This window comes from Planomonospora antibiotica, from assembly GCF_014647955.1.
GTDB lineage: Bacteria > Actinomycetota > Actinomycetes > Streptosporangiales > Streptosporangiaceae > Planomonospora > Planomonospora parontospora.
The window spans coordinates 26,115-50,304 of sequence record NZ_BMQE01000037.1 but is presented as its reverse complement, the minus strand read 5'-3'; the positions used below and the strand labels follow the sequence as shown (position 1 = coordinate 50,304).

General features: G+C 73.2%; 17 protein-coding genes and 1 riboswitch. Of the genes, 9 read left to right on the top strand and 8 right to left on the bottom strand.

Annotation, left to right across the window (positions count from 1 at the left end):
• Positions 1-51 precede the first annotated feature (51 nt).
• Positions 52-192, top strand: a riboswitch (SAM riboswitch).
• 14 nt (positions 193-206) lie between these two features.
• From thrC to groL, 4 genes are all read left to right on the top strand, one after another.
• Entirely contained in the window at positions 207-1,472 is a 1,266-nt protein-coding gene (gene thrC / locus IEZ06_RS26675; RefSeq protein ID WP_189239430.1) for a threonine synthase, read from the top strand.
• Between the two features lie 23 nt (positions 1,473-1,495).
• Positions 1,496-1,771, top strand: coding sequence for a MoaD/ThiS family protein (locus IEZ06_RS26670; RefSeq protein WP_189239429.1), 276 nt, complete (start codon positions 1,496-1,498; stop codon positions 1,769-1,771).
• A 347-nt stretch (positions 1,772-2,118) separates the two neighbouring features.
• Positions 2,119-2,319 carry a cold-shock protein gene (locus tag IEZ06_RS26665; protein ID WP_068902046.1) on the top strand — a complete coding sequence of 67 codons (201 nt, stop codon included), beginning with the start codon at positions 2,119-2,121 and terminating at the stop codon, positions 2,317-2,319.
• Between the two features lie 419 nt (positions 2,320-2,738).
• On the top strand, positions 2,739-4,367 hold the full coding sequence (gene groL, locus IEZ06_RS26660) for a chaperonin GroEL (protein ID WP_068902048.1): 1,629 nt from the start codon (positions 2,739-2,741) through the stop codon (positions 4,365-4,367).
• 91 nt (positions 4,368-4,458) lie between these two features.
• Here groL and IEZ06_RS26655 read toward each other — a convergent pair whose 3' ends face one another.
• The 5 genes from IEZ06_RS26655 to IEZ06_RS26635 all read right to left on the bottom strand — a co-directional run bounded on the left by IEZ06_RS26655 (position 4,459) and on the right by IEZ06_RS26635 (position 12,858).
• Positions 4,459-6,609, bottom strand: coding sequence for a HelD family protein (locus IEZ06_RS26655; RefSeq protein ID WP_189239428.1), 2,151 nt, complete (start codon positions 6,607-6,609; stop codon positions 4,459-4,461).
• Between the two features lie 458 nt (positions 6,610-7,067).
• Entirely contained in the window at positions 7,068-8,723 is a 1,656-nt protein-coding gene (locus IEZ06_RS26650; RefSeq protein WP_189239427.1) for a DNA repair helicase XPB, read from the bottom strand.
• Positions 8,724-8,798: 75 nt separating this feature from the next.
• Positions 8,799-9,473 (bottom strand): chromosomal replication initiator protein DnaA, encoded by a 675-nt coding sequence (locus IEZ06_RS26645; RefSeq protein ID WP_189239426.1) that lies wholly within the window; start codon positions 9,471-9,473, stop codon positions 8,799-8,801.
• 199 nt (positions 9,474-9,672) lie between these two features.
• Entirely contained in the window at positions 9,673-12,114 is a 2,442-nt protein-coding gene (locus IEZ06_RS26640) for a helicase-associated domain-containing protein (protein ID WP_189239425.1), read from the bottom strand.
• Positions 12,115-12,234: 120 nt separating this feature from the next.
• Positions 12,235-12,858 carry a TetR/AcrR family transcriptional regulator gene (locus tag IEZ06_RS26635; protein WP_189239424.1) on the bottom strand — a complete coding sequence of 208 codons (624 nt, stop codon included), beginning with the start codon at positions 12,856-12,858 and terminating at the stop codon, positions 12,235-12,237.
• 278 nt (positions 12,859-13,136) lie between these two features.
• Between IEZ06_RS26635 and IEZ06_RS26630 the strand changes: the two genes are divergently transcribed.
• Positions 13,137-13,754, top strand: coding sequence for an HAD family hydrolase (locus IEZ06_RS26630; RefSeq protein WP_189239423.1), 618 nt, complete (start codon positions 13,137-13,139; stop codon positions 13,752-13,754).
• A gap of 89 nt (positions 13,755-13,843) precedes the next feature.
• Positions 13,844-14,242 carry a cold-shock protein gene (locus tag IEZ06_RS26625; RefSeq protein WP_189239422.1) on the top strand — a complete coding sequence of 133 codons (399 nt, stop codon included), beginning with the start codon at positions 13,844-13,846 and terminating at the stop codon, positions 14,240-14,242.
• Between the two features lie 170 nt (positions 14,243-14,412).
• Here the strand turns inward: IEZ06_RS26625 and IEZ06_RS26620 are convergent, their stop codons facing one another.
• Complete coding sequence (locus IEZ06_RS26620) at positions 14,413-16,107, bottom strand: MFS transporter (protein ID WP_229798722.1); 1,695 nt, start codon at positions 16,105-16,107, stop codon at positions 14,413-14,415.
• 215 nt (positions 16,108-16,322) lie between these two features.
• On the opposite strand from IEZ06_RS26620, the gene IEZ06_RS26615 reads away from it, so the two are divergent.
• On the top strand, positions 16,323-17,153 hold the full coding sequence (locus tag IEZ06_RS26615; protein WP_229798720.1) for a DUF3027 domain-containing protein: 831 nt from the start codon (positions 16,323-16,325) through the stop codon (positions 17,151-17,153).
• Between the two features lie 201 nt (positions 17,154-17,354).
• The gene (locus IEZ06_RS26610) at positions 17,355-20,618 is read left to right on the top strand and encodes a sacsin N-terminal ATP-binding-like domain-containing protein (RefSeq protein ID WP_189239419.1); all 3,264 of its coding nucleotides are present in this window, start codon (positions 17,355-17,357) and stop codon (positions 20,616-20,618) included.
• Positions 20,619-20,708: 90 nt separating this feature from the next.
• Here the strand turns inward: IEZ06_RS26610 and IEZ06_RS26605 are convergent, their stop codons facing one another.
• Entirely contained in the window at positions 20,709-22,148 is a 1,440-nt protein-coding gene (locus tag IEZ06_RS26605) for an ATP-binding protein (protein ID WP_189239418.1), read from the bottom strand.
• A gap of 72 nt (positions 22,149-22,220) precedes the next feature.
• Complete coding sequence (locus tag IEZ06_RS26600; RefSeq protein WP_189239417.1) at positions 22,221-22,562, bottom strand: DUF2530 domain-containing protein; 342 nt, start codon at positions 22,560-22,562, stop codon at positions 22,221-22,223.
• A 157-nt stretch (positions 22,563-22,719) separates the two neighbouring features.
• Here IEZ06_RS26600 and IEZ06_RS26595 point away from each other — a divergent pair, with 157 nt between their 5' ends.
• Positions 22,720-24,153 carry an NCS2 family permease gene (locus IEZ06_RS26595; RefSeq protein ID WP_189239416.1) on the top strand — a complete coding sequence of 478 codons (1,434 nt, stop codon included), beginning with the start codon at positions 22,720-22,722 and terminating at the stop codon, positions 24,151-24,153.
• Positions 24,154-24,190: the final 37 nt, after the last annotated feature.

Sequence of the window (24,190 nt, the reverse complement as noted above, 5' to 3'; positions counted from 1 at the left end):
GGCCGGGGTAGAGTGCTTGCAACCTGCTCATCAGGTTCGACAACTGAATATTGCTCATCCAGAGGGGTGGAGGGACCGGCCCTGCGAAGCCCCGGCAACCCTCCCGGTTCAAGACTCGTGATCTGACGAGGTCGGCCGGGACAGGTGCCAATTCCGGTCTGTGACCAAGGTGGTCGCAGACGAAGATGAGGGAAAGGCCTCGCTTCATGGCGCTCGCAAGCACTGAAACCACCACCACCTCCCTTGACTTCGGTCCGGCCGTCGCGCTCTCCTGCCGCGAATGCGGGGCGCGCTCCCCGCTCGGCCCGGACTTCGCCTGTACCGAGTGTTTCGGCCCCCTCGAGATCGCCTACGAGTTCCCCCGGGTCACCCGCGAGCAGATCGCCGCGGGGCCGGCGAACATCTGGCGCTACCGCGCGCTGCTCCCCGTCCCGGCGGACGTGGCCTCCAAGCGCAACATGGCCCCCGGCTGGACCAAGCTGGTCAAGGCCGACAACCTCGCCCGCGAGCTGGGCCTGCGCTCCCTGCACGTGAAGGACGACTCGGGCAACCCCACGCACTCCTTCAAGGACCGCGTGGTGGCCATCGCGGTCGAGGCGGCCCGCAACTTCGGCTTCCACACCCTGTCCTGCTCCTCCACCGGCAACCTCGCGGGCGCGGTCACCGCGGCCGCCGCGCGCGCCGGACTGGACGCCTGCGTGTTCATCCCCTCCGACCTGGAGCAGGCCAAGATCGTCATGGCCTCGGTGTACGGCGGGCGCCTGGTGGCCATCGACGGCAGCTACGACGACGTGAACCGCTTCTGCTCGGAGCTCATCGGCGACGAGCTGGGCGACCGGTGGGGCTTCGTCAACGTCAACCTCCGCCCGTACTACGCGGAGGGCTCCAAGACGCTGGCCTACGAGATCGCCGAGCAGCTCGGCTGGCGGCTCCCCGACCAGATCGTCGTCCCGGTGGCCTCCGGCTCCCAGCTGACGAAGATCGACAAGGGGTTCAAGGAGCTGGTCGCCCTCGGGCTCGTCGAGGACCGGCCGTACAAGATCTTCGCCGCGCAGGCCGAGGGGTGCTCGCCCGTCTCGGCGGCCTACAAGGCCGGCCACGACGTGATCCGCCCGGTCAAGCCGGACACCATCGCCAAGTCGCTGGCGATCGGCAACCCGGCCGACGGCCCGTACGTCCTGGACATCGCCCGGCGCACCGGCGGCGCGGTGGAGGACGTCACGGACGCCGAGATCGTCGACGCGATCAGGCTGCTGGCCCGGACCGAGGGCATCTTCGCCGAGACCGCGGGCGGCGTCACCGTCGGCGTGCTCCGCAAGCTGGTCGCCGAGGGCAGGCTCGACCCCGACGCCGAGACGGTCGTCCTCAACACCGGGGAGGGGCTCAAGACCCTCGACGCGGTGGCCGACCACGCCCGGCCCACCGCGGTCATCCGGCCGTCGCTTGACGCATTCCGTGCCGCCCTCGCCTGAGAACTCCTGAAAGGTACTGGACTATGAGCGTTTCTGTGCGGATTCCGACGATTCTTCGCACGTACACCAATGGCGCCGCCGAGGTGGGCGGAGAGGGTGCGACCCTGCGGGAGGTTCTGGAGAAGCTCGACGCGGACTTCCCCGGCATCGGCGCCCGGATTCTCGATGAAACGGGCAAGATCCGGCGTTTTGTCAACGTTTACGTGGGAGAAGAGGACGTCCGTTTCGCGGACAACCTCGAGACCGCCACGCCGTCCGGGGTCCAGATCTCCATCATCCCGGCGGTCGCCGGGGGCTGATCCCCTCGGGCCGTCCAGGCCGCTCCGGGAGCTCCCGGGGCCTCCGCCACCCCCGCGACACCCGTACGCCGCTCCGGCCGCGTACGGGTGTCGTGCTTTGTAGCGTCCGTTCATAACCGGGACGCGAGGAAATAATGCAATATTGAACCAAACGGCGCGAGGGCAAAAGCTTGTTCTCCTGCCAAAGGCGCCGGTAAACGGATGATTAGTGGATTGACTCTGTTGCCCTACGGTGTCCCACAGGTATGGTCGAGAACGATCGATGCGGACGAGGTCTTCGCCGCGGAGATCGAAGGCTTCGCGAGTGGAATGGGCGTGGTCTTCAGGGCCGGTAAGAGGAGTCGGAAGTGGCGCAGGGCACCGTCAAATGGTTCAACGCGGACAAGGGCTACGGCTTCATCGCGGTAGACGGTGGTAAGGATGTTTTCGTCCATTACTCCGCGATCCTGATGGACGGCTATCGTGCGCTCGAGCAAGGCCAGCGGGTCGAGTTCGAGATCACCCAGGGGCAGAAGGGGCCGCAGGCGGAGGCCGTCCGGACCGTCTGAGGCGGTCGGCCGGCGGATGCGCCGGAGACGGCCGGGACCCCCGCGGCAGTGCGGTCCGCGCGGATCCCCCACGTGTCGGCCCGGCCCACCGGACGCCCGGAGGGCCGGGCCTTCGCGTTCCCGCACCCGGTGCCTGCCGGCGCGCCGTGCGGCGGGAGGTTCCCGTGGCGGAGAGGGGGTCGTCCGCCCGGCTTCGCCCCGATCCGGCGCCTTCGCTCTGGGCGGAGCCCAGCTCAGGAGGGCGTAGCTTGCACTCGGCAGGGTAGAGTGCTAAACAGTTCGTTGGCACTCTCTGTTCGAGAGTGCCAACCCTGGATCGAGACGATGGGACCCGCCGAACGGAGTCGCGGGTCCACATGCCGTCGCGGGCGTCGGCTCGATCCGGTGCACGCCACCCTGTGTTTGGGAGGTCTAGCCGTATGGCAGCCAAGATGATCGCGTTTGACGAGGACGCCCGGCGCGGTCTCGAGCGTGGTATGAACCAGCTCGCGGACGCCGTGAAGGTGACCCTCGGCCCCAAGGGCCGTAACGTCGTTCTGGAGAAGAAGTGGGGCGCCCCCACGATCACCAACGACGGTGTCTCCATCGCCAAGGAGATCGAGCTCGAGGACCCGTGGGAGAAGATCGGGGCCGAGCTCGTCAAGGAAGTCGCCAAGAAGACCGACGACGTCGCGGGTGACGGCACCACCACCGCCACCGTGCTCGCCCAGGCGCTGGTCCGCGAGGGCCTGCGCAACGTCGCCGCCGGCGCCAACCCGATGGCCCTGAAGAAGGGCATCGAGGCCGCCGTCGAGCGCGTCAGCGAGGAGCTCTCCAAGCTGGCCAAGGACGTGGAGACGAAGGCGCAGATCGCCTCCACGGCCTCCATCTCCGCGGGCGACCCGCAGATCGGCGAGATGATCGCCGAGGCGATGGACAAGGTCGGCAAGGAAGGCGTCATCACCGTCGAGGAGAGCAACACCTTCGGCCTGGAGCTCGAGCTCACCGAGGGCATGCGCTTCGACAAGGGTTACATCTCGCCCTACTTCGTGACCGACCCGGAGCGTATGGAGGCCGTCCTCGACGACCCGTACATCCTCGTCGTCAACTCCAAGGTGTCCGCCAACAAGGACCTGCTCCCGGTCCTCGACAAGGTCGTGCAGGCCGGCAAGCCGCTGCTGATCATCGCCGAGGACGTCGAGGGCGAGGCCCTGGCCACCCTGGTCGTCAACAAGATCCGCGGCCTGTTCCGCTCGGTCGCCGTCAAGGCCCCGGGCTTCGGCGACCGCCGCAAGGCGATGCTGGGCGACATCGGCGTCCTGACCGGCGCCCAGGTCATCAGCGAGGACCTCGGTCTCAAGCTCGAGTCCACCGCGCTGGAGCAGCTCGGCCGCGCCCGCCAGGTCATCATCACCAAGGACGAGACCACCATCGTCGACGGTGCCGGTGACGCCGAGCAGATCGCCGGCCGGGTCAACCAGATCCGCGCCGAGATCGAGAACACCGACTCCGACTACGACCGCGAGAAGCTCCAGGAGCGTCTCGCCAAGCTGGCCGGCGGCGTCGCCGTCATCAAGGCCGGCGCGGCGACCGAGGTCGAGCTCAAGGAGCGCAAGCACCGCATCGAGGACGCCGTGCGCAACGCCAAGGCGGCCGTCGAGGAGGGCATCGTCCCCGGCGGTGGCGTGGCCCTGCTGCAGGCCGGCGCCAAGGCGTTCGACAAGCTCGAGCTGCTCGGTGACGAGGCCACCGGCGCCGCGATCGTCCGCAAGGCGCTCGAGGAGCCGCTGAAGCAGATCGCCGTCAACGCCGGCCTCGAGGGCGGCGTCGTGGTGGAGAAGGTGCGCAACCTCACCCCGGGTGAGGGCCTGAACGCCGCCACCGGCGACTACGTCAACATGTTCGAGTCGGGCATCATCGACCCGGCCAAGGTGACCCGTTCCGCTCTGCAGAACGCGGCGTCCATCGCGGCGCTGTTCCTCACCACCGAGGCCGTCATCGCCGAGAAGCCCGAGAAGAACCCCGCTCCGGCCGGCGGCATGCCGGGCGGCGGCGACATGGACTTCTAGTCCGGCGCCTGCTCGAAGAAGAGGCCGGTCCCGCACGGGACCGGCCCTTTCCTTTTCCCGGCTTCCGCGCGGTCCCCTCCGCGCGGCCGGGTCAGCCGGTCAGCTGGGGCGGGAGGTCCCTGGCGTGCAGCACAGTCAGGGACGTGACCGCGCGGGTCAGCACCACGTACAGCCTGGCCAGGCCCCGGGGTTCGGCCTCCACGATGTCGGCCGGCTCGACCACGATGACGTGGTCGTACTCCAGGCCCTTGGCCAGGCTCGCGGGGACGACCAGGAGGCGGTGCTCCTCGACGGAGTCGGGCGCCAGCACGCGGTGGTCGAACCCGGACAGCGCCTCGGAGGCGGCGGAGACCCGGGCGTCGGCGACGATGACGCCGATCGAGCCCTCCCGGGAGAGCGCCTGCGCGGCGGCCTCCGCCAGGGACGCGGCCGGGTCGGGCGCGGGCCGTACGGACAGGGAGCCCGCGCCGGGACGGAGCGACCGGGGCGCGGCCAGGCCGGGGGCGACGGAGGGCAGCAGGCGGGCGGCGTAGTCCAGGACCTCGCGGGGCACGCGGAAGCCCAGGGTCAGCTCGGTCACCGCGCCCCCGCCGCCGTCCTCCCCGTCGCCCGGCGGGAAGCCGAGGTGGTGCAGGACCTCGGTCCAGGAGCGCGCCGACCACGGAGTGGTGCCCTGGGCGAGGTCGCCCAGGACGGTGGCCGACCCCGTACGGCACCGCCGCCCCAGGGCGCGCAGCTGCATCGCCGACAGGTCCTGGGCCTCGTCCACGACCAGGTGGCCGAGGGACGGGGTGCGCTCCATCATGTCCCCGAGCTCGTCCAGCAGCGCGCTGTCGGCCGCCGACCACTTCGCCGAGCGGAACGACTTGGGCGGCCTGGTCCACAGCAGCGCGGCCTGCTCGTCCGGGGTGAGGTCGTCCCTGGCCGAGGCGGCCAGGAACGCGGGGTCGCTCAGCAACCGGTGCAGGACCTGCTGGGGGGTGAGCTTGGGCCAGACCTGCTCCACCAGCTGCTTGACCGGCTTGGAGCGGGCGACGGCGTCCTGCACCCGGTCGTCGGGGGACTCGCCGCGCTGCTCCATCCGGACCAGCACCAGGTGGGCCAGGCGCTGGGCGAGGGTCGCGCGGCCGGGGTTGTAGCGGGTGGTGCCGCGCAGGGCGGCGACGATCTCGCGGACCTCGTGGTCGGCCACCCGGTAGCGGTTGATCCCCCGGGTGTACAGCAGGCCCTCGGCCGGTTTGACGATGTGCGCCCAGAGCGCCCGCCGCAGCACCGGCACCATCCGGGCGTCGCCCTTGACCGCGGCCACCGCGGGGTCCTCCGGGGCGGCGTGATCGCCGAGCATCCCGGCGACCGTGGTCTGGTCGACCTTGACCTCGCCCAGGGCGGGGAGCACCGAGGAGATGTAGGACAGGAAGGCCCGGTTGGGTCCGACGATCATCACGCCGGACCGGGCGAGCTTCTCCCGGTGGGTGAAGAGCAGGTAGGCGGCGCGGTGCAGGCCGACGGCGGTCTTCCCGGTGCCGGGGGCGCCCTGGACGCACACGGTCCGGGTCAGCTCGGAGCGGACGATCTCGTCCTGGTCGGGCTGGATGGTCGCGACGATGTCGCGCATCGGGCCGGAGCGGGGCCGCTCGATCTCCTCGGTGAGGATCTTCGACTGCCGGAGCACCTCCCCCTGGTCGAGCCGCTCGTCCTCGAAGGCGGTGAGTTCGCCGCCGTGGTAGCCGAACCGGCGGCGGCGCGAGACGCCCATCGGGTCGGACGGGCTGGCCTGGTAGAACGCCCGGGAGATCGGGGCCCGCCAGTCGACGACCAGGGGGCGGCTGCGGTCGTCGTGGACGTGCCGGCGCCCGACGTGGACGGTGCCCGGCAGGTCGTCGGCGACGGAGCGGTCGAGCCGCCCGAAGAAGAGGGGGGTGCCGGAGTGGTCGGCGAGCGCGGCCACCCGCTGGTCCAGCAGCGCCTGCAGGATCTGCTGGGAGACCCAGTCTCCGGCGGCGTCCGAGGACAGGGACTGCGCGTGCTCGCGCATCGCGCGCAGGGCGGCCCGGGAGACGGCCAGGTGCTCGCGCTCGGCGGCGAGGATCCGGGCCGCGGACGCTTCGTCGGACGCCTCGTCCGATGCCTCTTCGGAGGGCCGGGGGGCGGGTGGACGGTCCGGGGAGGGACCTGGGGCGGAGGGCGGATCGTCCGGGGAGGGACCGGCGTCCGGGCCGGAGAGCAGTCCTTCGGTGGGCATGCGGAAATCGCCTCGCATTCGTAAACGGAGGTGGTGGTCATCAGGCAGCGAATCGACTAGCTTACCGAGGGGCCGGACAGCGCTCAAAAGGATTGTTTCCGTGCCCGGGAGACCGGACGGCGCGCCGCCACGTGCGGCGGCACGGGCTCCCCGCCCACCGGAGGGAGGCCCGGTGCGGTGCGGCGACCCGGCCGTTCAGCCGGGTGCCGCCGCAGCCGAACGGGATTCGCGAAAAGGCGCGCGTTTCACCGGGGAAATGAGCGGCAGGTGACTGTCCGGTGACCGTCCGTCATTTCTGTGCGGGGCGCCAAAAAGGTAGGCAAATCTGGTGGAGCGTGCAGAATACGGGGTATGCCGCCACTGTTTGTCGCGGTCCGAGGAGGGGGTGGTTCCTTTGTCGAAGACCCGCGGGCTCTCGTGGATCTGACAGAGGCCATGCGGTGCTCGCCGGCGGGATCTCAGTCGCCGGCGAGCACGTCGTCCGCGTCGATGATCTGGTAGGCGTATCCCTGCTCGGCCAGGAACCTCTGCCGGTGCGCGGCGAACTCCTGGTCGACGGTGTCCCGGCTGACCACCGAGTAGAACCTGGCTCCGCCCCCGCCCGACTTGGGCCGCAGCACCCGGCCGAGCCGCTGGGCCTCCTCCTGGCGTGAGCCGAACGTCCCCGACACCTGGACGGCCACCGACGCCTCCGGCAGGTCGATGGAGAAGTTGGCGACCTTGGACACGACCAGGACCCGGATCTCCCGGTCGCGGAAGGCCTGGAAGAGCCGCTCCCGCTCCTTGACCTTGGTGTCCCCCTTGATCACCGGAGCGCCCAGGTGCTCGCCGAGCTCGTCGAGCTGGTCGATGTACTGCCCGATGACCAGCACCTGCTCGTCCGGGTGCCGGTTCACCAGCGCCTCGGTCACGCGGGTCTTGGACGGCGTGGTGGCGCAGAACCGGTAGCGCTCCTCGGCCTCGGCCATCGCGTAGGCGAGCCGCTCGTCGTCGGTGAGCGTCACCCGGACCTCGACGCAGTCCGCCGGGGCGATCCAGCCCTGGTTCTCCATGTCCTTCCACGGCGCGTCGTAGCGCTTGGGGCCGATCAGCGAGAACACGTCGCCCTCCCTGCCGTCCTCGCGCACCAGCGTCGCGGTCAGCCCGACCCGCCGCCTGGCCTGCAGGTCGGCGGTCATCCGGAAGATCGGCGCGGGCAGCAGGTGCACCTCGTCGTAGATGACCAGCCCCCAGTCGCGGGCGTCGAACAGCTCCAGATGGCGGTAGGCGCCCTGCCGTCGCGTCGTCATCACCTGGTAGGTGGCGATGGTGACCGGGCGGATCTCCTTCTTGGTCCCGGTGTACTCGCCGATCTCGTCCTCGGTCAGCGACGTCCGCCTGACCAGCTCCTGCTTCCACTGGTGGGCCGAGACCGTGTTGGTCACCAGGATCAGCGTGGTGGCCTGGGCGTGCGCCATCGCCGCCGCGCCCACGATCGTCTTCCCCGCGCCGCAGGGCAGCACGACCACGCCCGAACCGCCGTGCCAGAACGCCTCGGCCGCCTCCCGCTGGTACGGGCGCAGCTCCCAGCCGTCCTCGGCCAGCGTGATCGGGTGGTGCTCGCCGTCGACGTAGCCGGCGAGGTCCTCGGCCGGCCAGCCCAGCTTGAGCAGGAGCTGCTTGATGTTGCCGCGCTCGCTCGGGTGGACCGCCACGGCGTCGCCGTCGGCGCCGTCCAGCCGCTCGCCCAGCAGCGGCTGGATCTTCTTGGAGCGCAGCACCTCCTCCAGCACCGCGCGGTCGGTGCTGGTCAGGACGAGCCCGTGCACGGGGTGCTTCTCCAGCCGGAGCCGGCCGTAGCGCGCCATGGTCTCGGCGATGTCCACCAGCAGCGCGTGCGGCACCGGGTAGCGGCTGTGGGTGATCAGCGCGTCGATCACCTGCTCGGCGTCGTGGCCCGCGGCCCGCGCGTTCCACAGCGCCAGCGGGGTCACCCGGTAGGTGTGCACGTGCTCGGGCGCGCGCTCCAGCTCGGCGAACGGCGCGATCGCCTTCCGGCACGCGTCGGCCTGCTCATGGTCGACTTCCAGTAGAAGCGTCTTGTCGGACTGGACGATCAGCGGGCCGTCGGCCACAGACTTCTCCCTCGTGTACGGCTACCGCCTATCCAACGCCGGATGACGACCCCGCAGTCCCGGATCGGGCAGATTTCAGAGGGAGCCGCTGGCGGCCGCCACGAACAGGGCGATCAGGCCCAGCAGGAGCAGCCCGAAGTTGGTGCCGATGCTGATCCAGGTCCACTTGAGCAGCTTCCTGGCGTAGGCGGTGTCGGCCTCGACCTTGCTGAGCGCGATCCCCGACAGGATGGCTCCGATGAGACCGCCGATGCTGACGTAGCAGCTCATCGCCAGCACGATGCTGATGACCAGCGCGACGATCGCGTGCGTCCTGGTGCCGTCGACGTTCTGCTGCGGCCGGGGGCCGTACGGGCCGCCGTAGCCCGGGGAGGCGTAGCCCGTGGCCCCGTAGCCGGGGTCGTAGCCCTGGGCCCCGTAGCCGGGGTCGTAGGCCGTGGCCCCGTAGCCCTGGGCCCCGTAGCCGGGGTCGTAGGCCGTGGCCCCGTAGCCCTGGGCCCCGTAGCCGGAGTCGTACGCCTGGGAGCCGTGGCCCGGGTCGTAGCCGGGGGAGCCGTACGACTGGGAGCCGTGGCCCTGCCCGTGACCGGCTTGGCCGTAGGGGTCGTGGGGGGCGCCGTGGCCCTGCCGGTGCGGGTCGTGACCGGAGGGCTGCCCGCCGTATCCCGAGGTCGGGCCGGGGCCCGTGCTGTAGGGGCTCTTCCAGTCGTCCGGGTTCGGGCTGGGGCCTTCGGGGGTGCCACTGCTCACGGGGGAACTCGCCTCACCTCTAAGAACGGTCTGGGTCAACAGATATCACGACCCGGACGGAACGGTCACAAAGATGCAGGGACGGACACCTCGCCGCCGGGCCGCCGGGGGCGGGGCGCGGGCCGCGTCCGGGACCGCCGGGAGCGGGATCCGGCCCGCCGCCCTGACGCGGCCCGGAGCCCCCGGACCCGGGCCCGGCCTACGGCTGGACGTCGGCCACCCCGGTGATGCGGTGCAGGGCGAAGCGGTGGACCGCGGCCCGGGTCTCGTCGTAGGCGGTGAGGTAGCCGCCCTCCATGCGGGCGGGTTCGAGGATGCGGCTGGTGGCGTTGCCCTGCGAGTCGAGGTAGCCGATCCAGACCTGCGACCCCTGCCGGATGGCCTCGCGCAGGGCGCCGATCGTGGCGGTCGCGGGGGAGCGGGGGACCTGCCCGTCGGGGGCGGCCGCGGGCTTGCGGCGGGCCCGGTGGGCGGCGTCCCCGGCGCGCACCGCGCGGACGGCGGCCGTGATCACGTCGGCGTCCAGGCCGGCGGCCGCGACCGGGGCACGGAGCTGCGGCGGGCCCTCGGTCCTGCGCACGTCCAGCCGGGTGATGATCACGTCGCCCTCCAGGGACTCGGCCACCGGGGCGTAACCCATCGCGCGCAGCGAGTCGACCAGGGGCGCGCGGGCGGTCTTGGACGCGATCACGGTGGGCGCCAGGCGGCGCAGCCGCAGCGGGGCGGCGCGCCGGTCGGCCATCACCTCGTCGAGCGCGGAGGGGTCGTCGCAGCGGATGTAGGAGCCGGCCGTGCCGACCCGCATGCGGCCGTGGCGGCGGGCCACGTCGGTGACCAGGTAGCTGAGCGGCTGCGGGACCGGCGTGGTCGAGTGCCGCTCCAGCATGGCCAGCATCTCGTCGGCGCCCTGCCCGGCGTCCAGCGCCCGCCGGATCGAGTGCTCGCCGAACCGGTAGACCGTCGCGCCGCCGGTGGACTCCACGTCGGCGGCGAGCGCCAGCCAGCGGCCCAGCTCGCCGGTGAGCGGGCCCGGCGCCACCGCGGTCAGGTCGGCCTGGAGCAGCACGTGGTCGAGCGGCACGGGCAGCAGCGGGGCCAGCAGCCCGGCGGCCGCTCCCGCACCGGTCTCCGTCCCGGCGGCCGCCGCCGGACCGGTCCCGGCACGCCCCGAGGTGTCGCCGCCGGCCTGGACGGGCAGCAGGGCGCGGCCGTGGCGGGCGAGGGCGCCGAGACCGGTGATCCCGATCTGCTCGGCCTCGCGCAGGGTGAACTCCACCAGCCGGTCGCGGTGGGGGCCGCGGCGGCGCGGCTGCTCCCAGGCCAGGCGCTCCCGGACCGCGTCGAGGGTCGGCGCCAGCGGCGCGGTCGCGGCGTCCCCGGCCGCGGCCAGGACGCCGAGCACGGCCGCGCGGACCTCCGGCGCGGCGGCGCGGCGCAGATCGGGGTGGAGCGCGTTGAGCAGCCGGTCGCGCTCGTCTCGGTCACCGATCACCCCCGGCACGCGGTCCGTGGCGAGCCAGGTCGACGCCAGCGCGACCCAGCGCTCCTCGGTGGCGCGCACCCGCCAGCCGTCGTAGACGGGGGTGGGCATCCAGTCGCCGTCGACCGCGCCGCTCGCCGCCACCAGGCCGGCGGCGTGCGCCACCTCGATGACCAGGCCGGCCGCCCAGTCGGGCAGGTCGAGCAGGGCCGCGGCGCGCTTCAGGTCGCGCACGGCCAGGCCCCCGCCGCGGAGCACGCCGGGAGGCTCGGCGCTCCACCGCTCGCAGAGCTCCTCCACTGCGCGGGTGAACGCGAACGCCTGCCCGGCGGCCGTCCGGTCGGTGAGATCGCGCTTGCGCCCGGCGCCGTCCAGCGGCGGGGGGACGGGACGGAGATCGCGGTGGATCCGGTCGCCGCGCAGGAACAGCCCGACCTCGCGCGGCAGCACGACGGACTCCTCCCCGGTCGCGCAGAGCAGCGCCCGGGCGAGCAGCTGCTCGATCGGCGACCGGGCGGTGGCGGCCCGCACCTCGCGGCGGGCGTTGGCCACCCGGCCGCTGGCCGGGCCCCAGGCCAGCTCGTCGAGGGCGGACCGGGCCTGCGGGGAGACCTCCGCGACCAGCCGGGCGACGACCTCGGGATCGGCCAGCAGCGTGCCGAGGGCCTCGGCGGTGTCGCCGCTCCCGCCGAGGTCCTCGACCAGCTCGGCCAGGCGCTCCCGGTGGTAGTGCCGGAACGCCTCCCGGGCCGGCGGGCCCAGGCCCGCGGGGCCGTCCAGGACCTCCCGCACGCCGGGGGCCGGGACCAGGGCGCGGTCGGGCCCGTAGACCAGGGCCAGCGTCCGCAGCCGGTCGACGGTCTCCCTGAACCCGGCCTCGAAGACGGAGTCCGCCGGTCCGGACAGCGCACGGGCCAGTTTGGCGCGGAGCGGCCGGTAGGAGACCGGGGAGGGGAGCACGGCGAGCGTCTCGACGACCGCGAAGGTGAAGCGGTCGAGCCGGTCGAGCACCCTGCCGACCGCCGACGGGCTGCTCGCCCGCCCGGCCAGCCCCTCGACGTGGGCGGGGACGGGGGTGATGAGTTCGGGGCGCAGGGCGACGAGCTCCCGCAGCTGCTCATCGCTCCGGCCGCGCAGCCACTTGGTGAACTCCGTGCTCATTCCCACCATGCTAGGAGCCCTCGCCGACAACGCGTGGACCGGTACGGCCCGGGGAGTCCGGCCGGCGGGGAACCGGTGGCCGGGCCCGGCGGATCTCCCGCACGGAGCCGGTGGCCGGGTCTAGCCGATCGCCTGCACGGCGGGGCTCGGCATGAGGCCGAGCGCGAGCCGTACCCAGGAGTCGACGAAGCGGTCCTTCTCGGCGCGGCCGGGGGGCTCGCCCACGGTCTCCTGGAACAGGCGGTAGTGGATGACCGCGCCGCCCAGCACCGCCCCGATCGCGGGCCAGTCGAGGTCGGCCCCGGCGTACTCGGGCTGGGCCCGGAACCACGTGGTGATCGCGTCGAACATGGGCTGCAGCAGGCCCTCGCGCACCACCGCGACCAGCTCGGGGAACTGGCTGAGGTCGCGGAAGAAGACGCGCGTCAGCTCGCTCTCCTCACGCACCTTGGCCAGCCCCGACCGGCACAGGTGGGCCAGGCGCTCCTCGATGGCCAGGTCCGCCTCGACGGTGCTCATCTCCGCCAGGGTCTCGGCGATCTGCGCGCTGGTCCGGGCGGCGTGCTCGTTCATCGCCGCGGCGAGCACCTCGTACTTCGACTTGAAGTGCCGGTAGAGCCCTCCGGCGCCGGGGGACAGCCCGGAGGCGGCCTCGATCTCGGCGACCGAGGTCGCCGAGTAGCCCCGTTCGGCGAACAGGCGCAGGGCCTCGTCGATGATCCGCTCGCGCGTCGATCTGGTCATTTGTCTGCAGATACCTCCGTCATGACCCTATCCAGTCGCGACCTGTCAGGGTGCGGCTCACCGGACGAGACCGGCGGGCTCGGGTGCGCCGGCGCGCACCGGTGGACCCGTCGGCCGGGGGAGTAAGCGACTCCTTTCGCCAAGGGTTCCACAGCCGCCGCCGCGGCGTACAGCGAGGGGCCCGGCCGCGCGGGGCGGTGTACGGCGAGGGCCCGGCCGCGCGGGGCGGCGCAGGCTGGATTACCTGTGGCTTGCCCTGCTTTGGCATGCTGCGGGGCATGCACTCGGTGGGATTCGACCTGGACATGACGCTCGCGGACACCCGCGCGGGGATCGCCGCCGTCTACGACGAGCTGTCGCTGCGGATCGGGGTGCCCATCGACAGCGCCGCGGTGGTGGCGCGGCTGGGGCCCCCGCTGGAGCTGGAGCTGGCCAACTGGCTCCCGGCGGACGAGATCCCCGCCGCCGCCGCGATCTTCCGTTCCCTCTACCCTTCGATCGCCGTCCCCGCCACCACCCCGCTGCCCGGCGCCCGGGAGGCCGTCGCGGCCGTACGGCGCGCGGGCGGCCGGATCGTCGTGGTCACCGGCAAGAACGCCGGGGACGCCGTGCGGACCGTGGAGTTCCTCGGCCTGGACGTCGGCGAGGTCGCGGGCTCGGTGTTCGGCGCCGCCAAGGGTCCGGCCCTCGCGGCGTTCGGCGCGGCCGCCTACGTCGGGGACCACGTCGCCGACATCGAGGCGGCGCGGGCGGGGGGCGCCGTCAGCGTGGCGGTGGCGACGGGGCCCTACCGGGCGGGGGAGCTGCGCGAGCACGGGGCCGACGTCGTGCTGGGCGATCTGATGGAGTTCGCCGGGTGGTTCGACGGGTGGCGCAGCGTCGCTGCGGTCGGGTGATTCGTCCCTTTTTACACGGTCGCTCTGAACGGCCTATGGGCATAACCTACTTCCATCCCCTACACCACAGTCTGAACGAGGTCACCCCTGTGCCGAGTGGCAAGGTCAAGTGGTACGACGCCGACAAGGGCTTCGGCTTCCTCACCCGCGACGACGGCGGTGAGGTCTTCGTGCATTCCTCCGCGCTGCCCGGCGGCGTGGACTCCCTCAAACCGGGTCAGAAGGTCGAGTTCGGAGTGGCCGAAGGGCGCCGCGGCCAGCAGGCGCTCTCGGTCCGGGTGATCGACCAGCCCCCGGCCCTCGACCGGACCGCCAAACCGAAGGGCAAGCGCAAGAAGCCCGACGAGATGGTGGTCATCGTCGAGGACCTGATCAAGCTCCTCGACGCGGTCTCCACGTCCTACCAGAGGGGCAAGCACCCGGACGCCGCGCACGCCAAGAAGATCGCGACCGTGCTCCGCGCGGTGGCCGACGACCTGGACGTCTGACCCGGTCCCCGTCCGGGTGCTGACGGGATCCTCCGGCCCGGCTCCGCACGCGGAGGACGTCCTCGGCGCCCGCCCGGGGTCCGGGTGGGGTCCGGGCGGGGTCCGGGCGGGGAAGGTCCGGCCGGTCCGCCGGACCCGGTGGGGATCCGGGCCTCCGCCGGCCGCCCGGCTCAGCCGTGGGGGTTGGTCAGGGGTTTGGTCCGCTGCTCGGTGGGCGGTTCGCCGCGCCGTACGACGGCGGTGGTGGTCCCCGCGGGCCGCTTCCGCGGGCGGGCCGGGCCGGCTTCGCGCCTGGTGGCATCCGGGCCGTGCGGCGGAGCCGCGGGCTCGGGGCCGGGCTCCTCCTCCGGATCACCGTGATCCTCGTGGTCCGCCGGGCCGTGCGGCGGGTCCGGGACGGCGGCGCGGGCGGCCCGCGCCCTCGCGTCCCTGACCCGGATGCGCGCGCGCCGCCGCACGACCAGCCAGCCGAGCGAGCCGGCCAGCACCGCGGACATCGCCGCCAGCCCGCCGGGTCCTGCGGCGAACAATGAGAGCAGCAGTCCGATCAGTCCGCCGACCACCCAGGAGATCTGCAGGAACGCCTCGACCACGCCGAAGGTGGACGAGCGGATCTCCTCGCCGATCTCGCGCTGCACGATCGCGTCCAGCGCGAGCTTGCCCAGCCCCTGGGAGAAGGCGGCCGCCAGCGCGACGGCCACGGCGGTCCACAGGCCGAACACCGCGGCCGCCACGACCGTGACCGCTCCCGACAGTGCGAGCGTGGCCAGCACGATGACCTGCGGGGAGTGGCTCCGCGCCCACGAGGCCACCCCGGCCCCGGCCAGGCCGCCCGCGCCCGCGGCCAGGGCCAGCACGCCGATCGCCGCCGCCGGGGGCATGCCGGGCAGCTTCTTCTCCTGCACCAGGAAGAGCAGGTAGAACAGCAGGAACCCGGAGTGGAACCGGATCGCCACGTTGGCCAGCATCGACTCGGCGACCACCGGGCCGACGTTGAGCATGGTCCGCCAGCGCGGCGGGCGCTCCTCGCCCTCCTGCAGCTCGTCGAGGTCGGGGGAGTCGACGTGGCGCGGGAGCCGTACGGCCAGCACGCCCTGGAGCAGGAAGAGCACCGTCGCCGCGCGCAGCACCCACTCGGCGCCGAGCCAGGCGCTGACCCCCGCGCCGACGGGCACCGCGACCCCCGCCGAGACCAGGGCGAACAGGGCGACCCGGGCGTTGGCGGTGACCAGCGCGATGTCGGCGGGCAGCACGCTCGGCATGATCGCGGCCCGGGAGACGTTGTAGGCCTTGGAGAGCACCAGCACGGCCAGCGCCGCGGGGAAGATGGTGAAGACGTCGCCGGGGACGACCGCCGCGGCCATGGCGAAGCAGAGCAGTCCCCGGCCGAACAGCGTGCCCGCCATGACGAAGCGGCGGCCGGAGCGGAACCGGTCGAGGACCGGGCCGACGAACGGCGCGACCACCACGAACGGGATCATCGTGATCAGCAGGTAGAGCGCGACCTGGCCCCGGGCCTCGTTGACCGGGAGCTTGAACAGCGTGCCGGCCAGCGCCGCGGTGACCAGCGCGTCGCCCGCGCTGTGCGCGGCCGTCAGCTCGATCAGCTGGCCCAGCCCGGTGCGGCCCGCCCCCTGGGCGTGGGTCAGCCGGCGCGCCGCCCTGCCGACCCCCAGGGTCGCGTCCGCCGCGCCGCGCCCGGCGCGCACGGTCGCCCGGCCCGTGCCCCGGGCCGCCCGCGCGGTCGCCCGGCCCGTGCCCCGGGCCGCCTGAGCGGTCGCCCGGCCCGCCCGTACGGCGGCGCGGCCGAAGCGGCGGGAGGCCTCCCCCGCCGTCCGCCGTGCCCATTCCCAGTCCGCTGCCACGCCTCCAGTCATACCCGACGGGTGGCCGCGCTGTCCGACGCGGCACGTCGGCCGGGGCGGCGGACCGGGGCGGCGGACCGGGACGGGGAGGAGGGGCGGGGAGGAGGGGCGGGACAGCTCCGGCGAGCATTCGATATCAGGACGAGCCGCCACATATAGGGGCGTCAGCCGGTACGCGGTGCCGTTCGCTCCGGGCATAGGCGAGAATGAATTACGTGACCCGTACTCGATCTCGCGCTGTAGCTCTCGACCAGGCCTGTGTCGCCGCCGTCGATCTGGCCCGCTCCGCGATCGAGGAGAACGTCAGACCGGATCAGATCGGCGAGCACCTGGGGGTCGAGGGCGAGGGCGACCGGGTGGTCACCCACTATTTCGCCTGCCTGGACCGCGCCTACCGGGGCTGGCGCTGGGCCGTCACCGTCGCGCGGGCCTCGCGGGCCCGCAACGTCACGGTCAGCGAGGTCGTGCTGCTGCCCGGTCCCGGCGCTCTCCTGGCACCGCAGTGGGTGCCGTGGAGCGAGCGGCTGCGCCCCGGCGACCTCGGCGTGGGCGACCTGCTGCCCACCGGTGAGGACGACGACCGGCTCGCCCCCGGCTTCACCGACACCGGTGACGAGACCGGCGGCGAGATCGACCACCAGATGATCTTCGAGTACGGCCTCGGCCGGGCCCGGGTGCTCTCCCCGATCGGCCGCGACCTCGCGGTGCGGCGCTGGCACTCCGGCGAGGCAGGCCCGCACACCCCGATCGCCCACGCCGCTCCCGCCCAGTGCTCCACCTGCGGGTTCTACTGGCCGCTGGCGGGTGCGCTGCGCACCGGGTTCGGCGTCTGCGCCAACGAGTACGCCCCCGACGACGGCCGCGTGGTCGCCGCCGACCACGGCTGCGGCGCGCACTCCGAGGCCACCGTGGTGCCGCACCAGGTGGTGCCCACCTCGCCGATCCTCGACGACCACCTCTACGACGTCGAGGAGGAGGCGGGAGAGGCCGACCTGGCCGGTTCCGTGGACGACGGCTCCTCCGACGAGCCCCTGGGCCACTCCTGACCTGACCGATCCGACACCGTTCCGCGGGCCGCCGGGTCGCCTCAAGCCCCGGGCCGCCGGGTCGCCTCAAGCCCCGGGGCGCCTTCCGCCCCGGGGCGCCTCCGGTCCGGGTCGCCTTCCGCCCCGATCCGCCGGGTCGCCTCCCGCCCCGGGCCGCCGCCACAGCGGCGACCGGGGCCCTGACCTTTTGGGAACATCGCTGTGACTGACATCTTCGGCACCGATCGCCTGCGCTCCGCCGTGCTCGCGGCGTGGACCGCCTCGCCCGCGCGCTTCCGCGAGGACGCCAACGCGGAGGAGGACTTCGCCCTCGGCGGCTACCGCGACCGGTTGATCGTCGAGCTGGCCCAGAACGCCGCGGACGCCGCGCTCCGCGCCGGGGTGCCGGGACGGCTCCGGCTGTCGCTGCGCGAGGGCGTGCTCTCCGCGGCCAACACCGGCGCCCCGATCGACGCCGCCGGGATCGAGGGGCTGTCGACGCTGCGCGTCTCCGCCAAGCGCGGCGAGTCCGGCGCGGCGGGCCGGTTCGGCGTCGGCTTCGCGGCCGTGGTCTCGGTCTGCGACGAGCCGGTGATCGGCTCCCTCGGGACCGGGGTGGTCCGCTGGTCCCGCGAGCAGACCGCCGCGCTGGTGGCCGCCGAGCCCGCGCTGGCCGCCGAGCTCGCCGAGCGCGGCGGGCACGTGCCGCTGCTGCGCCTGCCGTTCCCCGCGGGTCCGGTGGAGATCCCCGCCGGGTTCGACACGCTGGTACGGCTCCCGCTGCGCGACGGCGCGGCGGTGGAGGCCGTACGGCGGATGCTCCACCAGGCCGGTCCCGCGCTGCTGCTCGGGCTGCCCGCGCTGGAGACGATCGAGATCGACGTGGACGGCGAGACCCGGACGATCGTCCCCGACGGCTGGCGGGTCGTCTCGGCCTCCGGGCAGTTCAGCCCCGAGCAGGTGGCCGAGCTCTTCGCCGACCGGCCGACCGAGGAGCGGGCCCGGCCGTACTGGACGGTCCGCTGGGCCGTGCCGGTCTCCGCCGGGGACGGCCCGGCCGGGGCCGAGCCCCGGCCGCTGCCGGAGCGGGTGCCGCCCGTGGTGCACGCGCCGACGCCGAGCGACGAGCCGCTGGACCTGCCCGCGCTGCTGATCGCGTCCTTCCCGATGGCCACCGACCGGCGGCACGTGGCCGTGGGGCCGCTGGCGGAGTTCCTGGTCGAGCGCGCCGCGGAACTCTACGCGGAGCTGCTGTCGGGCCTGCCCCGGACGCCGAAGCTGCTCGACCTCGTCCCCGGCCTGATGGGCAAGGGCGAGCTCGACGCCCGGATCCGCCGGGCGATCCTGCGACTGCTCCCGGACGTCCCGCTGCTGCCCGCTCTCTCCCCGCCCGCCGACGCCGCCGGCTCCGGTGGCGGTTCCACCGGTTCCGGTGGCGGTTCCACCGGTTCCGGCGACGCGGCCGATGGTGGTTCCGCGGGCTCCGGCGACGCGGCCGGCGGTCCCGGTGGCGGGCTCGTCGTGTCCGGCCGGCAGGCGAGCGTGGTGGCGGCCTCCGGCGAGCTGCTGGAGCGGATCGCCGCGGCGGTGCCCGGCCTGCTGCCCGCCGGCTGGCCGGTCCGGCATCCTGCGGTCACCACGCTCGGCGTGAAGCGGGTCGAGCTCGCCGACGTCGTGGACCTGCTGGCCGGTGACCTGTCCGGCGAGACGGCGGCCGGCCGGGACCCGGCCTGGTGGCGCTCGCTGTACGAGGTGCTGCCCGCCGACGACCTGGAGGCGCTCGGCGCGCTGCCGGTCCCGCTCTCCGACGGCCGCCTGGTCCGCGGCCCGCGCGGCACGCTGGTGCTGACCGAGCGCGGCGCCCTGGACCCGGACGTGCTCGTCCCGCTGGGACTCCGCGTGGTCCACCCGGACGCCGCCCACCCGCTGCTGCTCCGCCTCGGCGCCGCCGAGGCGACGCCGCGCGCGGTCCTGGAGGACCCGCTCACCCGCAGGGCCGTCTCCGAGTCGCTGGAGAGCGCCGACCCCGAGCCGGTGGTCCAGGCCGTGCTCGCCCTGGTCGACGCCGCCGGGCTGACCCCCGGTGAGGCCCCGTGGCTGGCCGACCTGGCGCTGCGCGGCGCCGACGGCGAGCTCTACCCGGCGGGCGAGCTGCTGCTGGCCGACGGTTCGCTGGCCGGGCTGCTGGACACCGAGACCCACTTCGGCACGGCCGCGCCGGAGCTGGTCGAGCGGTACGGTCCCCGCGTGCTGGCCGCCACCGGGGTGCTCGACGGCTTCGCGGTCGTCAACGACACCGACGTGATGATCGACCCGGACGACTGCGACCACGACCTCGACCGCGAGGACGAGTGGCTGGAGGCCGTGCTCGACCTGCTGCCGGAGCTGGACGTCCCCCCGGTCGCCAGGGAGTTCTCCGCCGTCCGCGACCTGGAGTACGTCGCCGACTGGCCCTCCGCCCTGGCGCTGCTCTCGCGCCCGCCGCTGCGGGCGGTCCTGCACCCGCTGCGCGTCGTGGCCGCGGGCGAGGTCGTGGAGGTGCCGTCCTACACCTCGTGGTGGCTGTCCACCCACCCGGTGCTCGGCGGCAAACGCCCCACCCAGCTGCGTCTGCCGGGCGGCGACCCGCTCCTGTTCGGCCTGTACGGCGACGCCCCGCCCGCGGCCGACGCGGCGGCCCTGGCGATGATCGGTGTGCGGACCACGCTGGCCGACCTGCTCGCCTCGCACGGCGGCCCCGACGAGCTCCTCGACCTGCTCGCCGACCCCTCCGTCGAGGTGGACCGCGTCCAGCTCCGGGCGCTGTGGGTGGCCCTGGCCGCGGTCGACCCGGCCCGCGTCGCGCCCCCGCGGGCGGTCCGAGCGGTCCTCGGCGGCGAGATCGTGGTGGCCGACGTCGAGGACGGCCGCCTGCTGTCCGGCGGCCCCGGTGCGGGCCCGGCAGCAGGTGCGGGCCCGGCAGCAGGTGCGGGCCCGGCAGCCGGCGCGGAGGCCGGGGCAGGCGCCGGTTCCGGTTCCGGGTCCGGGACGGATGCGGTGGAGGCGGGTGAGCCGGTCGTGGTCGAGGCGCCCGACCTGCTCCCGCTGGTCGCCGACCGGCCGCTGGTCCTGGCCCCGTTCGACCTGGCCGAGGCGCTGTCGGAGCTGCTCGACCTGCCGCTGGCGGGCGAGGAGGCGGCCGGCGAGGTGACGTCCTCCGGCGAGGTCCGGCAGGTCCCGCCCGCGGTGCGGTCGCTGCTGCCCACCGCTCCCGCGACCTACGTGGAGCACGAGAAGCTGCTCGTGGACGGCGTCCCCGCCGCCTGGCGGTTCTTCGAGGGCACGGTGCACGCCTCCGGGGTGGAGGGCCTGGCGCGCGGGCTCGCGTGGGCGTCGGGCCAGTGGGGCGACCGGCTCGCGGTCGCCGCGCTGCTGCGCGACCCCGCCGCGGTGCCGCTGCTGCTCGCCGAGGCCGACCTGGACAGCTGGACCGCCTCGACCACGTGACGGGCGAACGGAGACGGGAGGGCACCGGCGGTGCCCTCCCGTCTCCGTTCTGTCTTCGTGCGGGGAGCGGGCCTCGGCTCTCCGCGGTGGTCAGCTCCACGCCGCGACCACGTCGCCGGGTCCCCACACCAGGTCCGTCCGGCTCAGGTCGACGTCCGCGGCGACGCCGGAGTGCGAGACGACCACCAGGCCTGAGGCGAACCCCGGGACCTGCACGGCCGCGGCCCGCAGAGCGGCCAGGTCATGACGGTCGAACGGTGTGCCCAGCCATTTGATCGATCCGGCGAAGAAGATCCGTCCGGCCGCGGGCGCCCGGTCGGCACCGACCAGATCAACCTCGGGATCGAACCGCCGGTTCCACCACGCCCCCACCTTCTCGGCCTCCGGCCACGGCAGACCTCCGTCGGCGAGGGCCAGTTCGAGCGCCTGCCGGATCAGGGGCTCGACCGCCCGCCCGCGCCAGCTCGTCCAACGCCGCTGCACCAGTTTGAAGGCGGCCTGCGGTCTGCCCCGGCGGCTCTGCTCCTGGGCGGCTCGCAGCATGGCCAGATAGAGCCGGAGGTTGCTGTCCGCGACATGGTAAAGGGCTGGTCTGCCAGGCCGGGTCGAGAGAGGTTCGTCGACGGCGAGCACCCGTTTCTCCTCCACCAGCCGGCGCAGCAGCGGAGACAGCGCCCCCGAGGCCATCATCCCCTGCCATCCTCCCGCGGAGGCCGCGATGTCCGCCTGCGTCCTGTCCCCGCTGCCCACCGATTCGAGGACGCGTCTCGCCTGGTCGGGCGAGGGGAACTCGGCCATGAGCGACGATTCGGGGATGCTGAACAGTGGTGCCGCCGGGTCCGCACACTCCTGCTCGACGAAGGAGAGGGCCGGGGTGCCGTGCGGCCAGCTCCGGAGCACACCGGGGAGGCCGCCGCTCACCAGGTGGGCGTCGACCGCGTCGGCCCCTTCGAGCCCGACGGCCTGTGCCGTCTCCGCCGGGTCGAGTGGGCCGAGGACCATGTTGTCGGCCCTGCCGAAGAAGGGCCTGTCATAGGCGGTGAGCCGCTCCATCATGTGCAGGTCGCTGCCCAGGAGCACGAGGAGGACGGGCTTGGCGCGCAGCAGACGGTCCCAGGCGGTCTGCAGCGCCCCGTCGAACAGGTCGTCCTGCTCGGTGAGCCAGGGCAGCTCGTCGATGACGACGACGGACGTGCTGTCGGGCAGGGCCGCCGCGAGTACGCGGAAGGCGTCCGGCCAGCTCCCGTTCTCCAGTGTCGGAACCAGTTCGGGATCCGCGGGCAGGGCCGAGTCCCTGAGATCGGCGCAGAACTCCCGTACCGACTCGACCGGCGAGGCGCCCTTGGTGGCGGTGAAGAAGACGTAGGGGACGTCCGCCCGGTCGCAGAACTCCTGGACGAGCCGGGACTTGCCCACCTGTCGGCGTCCGCGGAGCGCCACCGCCACGCCGGAGCCTGAGGCGGCGACCCGGTCCAGCCGTTTGCACAGGAGTGCGAGCTCTCCTCGTCTGCCGATGAACCCCTCCGCCAAGTTCCCCCTTATGTAGATTCGTTCTATCTAAATCCAATCTACATAGAAGCGGGAGCAGGTCCCGGCGTCACCTCAGCCGTTGACGGCCCGGTTCGGGTCCTCGGCGGCGCCGGTGGGCTCCTGGCCGGGGACGGGCGGCATGTGGGAGGCGGGCGGGACGGCCGTGGCGGGCTCGAAGGGCTCCTCGGCGGCGGGCAGCGGCGCCGGGTGGTGGCGGGGCCGGACGTACCAGAGGCCGAACCCGCCGAGGACCAGACCCGACACGCAGGTCCAGATCCACCAGCGGTCCTCCGGGTCCAGTCCGAGCAGCAGGAGCACGACCAGGGCGACCGCCCACAGGACCATGCCCATGAGGATCGTGGCCGTGTCGTTGGTCTTCAACGGCTGGAGATCCTGACGGCGAGGCTGGTTCACGTGCTCCAGCGTAGGCGACGGCTTCTCACTATCCGCAAAACGGGCGGGGTGAAGGCGCGGATCGGTTGCGATCCCATCACCATCGGGACCGGGACCTTCCTCGGCGAGGGACGCGATGTCACGCTGAACGTCCGTGAGTGATACCAAAACAAGCTCAATGAGCTCTCTTGACCGTTTCTTCCACATCTCTGCTCGCGGTTCCACGGTGGGGCGGGAAGTCCGCGGCGGTCTCGCGACCTTCTTCACGATGGCCTACATCGTGGTGCTCAACCCTCTGATCATCGCCACGGCCAAGGACGCCGAGGGCCAGTACATCGCCGACGCGACCTCCGCGCCGATCCCCCTGGTCGCCGCCGGCACCGCCTTCGTCGCCGGTGTGCTGAGCATCCTGATGGGCGTGGTCGGCAAGGTGCCGTTCGCGATGGCGGCGGGCCTCGGCCTGAACGCCTTCGTCACGTACGGCATCGCCACGCAGATGTCGTGGGAGTCGGCGATGGGCCTGGTCTTCCTGGAGGGCGTGATCATCGCCCTGCTGGTGCTGACCGGCTTCCGCACCGCGGTGTTCAACGCCATCCCGGCCCAGCTCAAGACCGCGATCAGCGTCGGCATCGGCCTGTTCATCGCGCTGATCGGCTTCGTGGACGCCGGTTTCGTCCGCAGCGGGTCCGGTGTGCCGGTGGACCTCGGCATCGGCGGCAAGCTGACCAGCTGGCCGATGGTCGTGTTCGTGGTCGGCGTGCTGCTGATCGCCGTGCTGGTGGCCCGGAAGGTGAAGGGCGCCATCCTGATCGGCATCGTCGCCACCACGGTCCTCGCGATCGTCGTCGAGGCGCTGGTCAAGGCCGGTGGCGCCGGCACGCCGGACGCGCCGAACCCCCAGGGCTGGCGGCTCAACGTCCCCGCCCTGCCCGAGCGGGTCTTCGGCTTCGAGAACCCGCTCCGGCTCTTCACCGAGTTCGACCCCTTCGGGGCGTTCGCCTCGGTCTCGGTCACCCTGGCGGTGCTGCTCGTCTTCACTCTCCTGATCACCGACTTCTTCGACACCATGGGTACCGTCGTCGGCGTCGGCGCGCAGGCCGGCCTGGTCGGGGAGGACGGCTCGCTGCCCCGCACCCGCGAGATCCTGCTCGTCGACTCGATCGGCGCGGCGGCCGGCGGTGCGGGCTCCGTCTCCTCCAACACCACCTACGTCGAATCGGCCGCGGGCGTCGGCGAGGGCGCGCGCACCGGCCTGGCCAGCGTGGTCACCGGGGTGCTCTTCCTGCTGGCGATCTTCCTCTCGCCGCTGGTCGGGATCGTCCCCCACGAGGCCGCCGCCCCCGCGCTGGTCATCGTCGGCTTCCTGATGATGACGGCGATCCGCGAGATCGACTTCACCGACTACGAGATCGCCATCCCGGCCTTCCTGGTGATCGTGCTCATGCCGTTCACCTACTCCATCGCCAACGGCATCGGCGCCGGCTTCCTCGCCTTCGTGCTGATCAAGGCCGTGAAGGGCAAGGCGCGCGAGGTCCACCCGTTGATGTGGCTCGTCGCGGCGCTGTTCGTGGTCTACTTCGCGCGCGGCGCGATCGAGGGCCTGCTCGCCTGAGCGGCCCTGTGCCGGACCACCGGTCGGTCCGGCATGC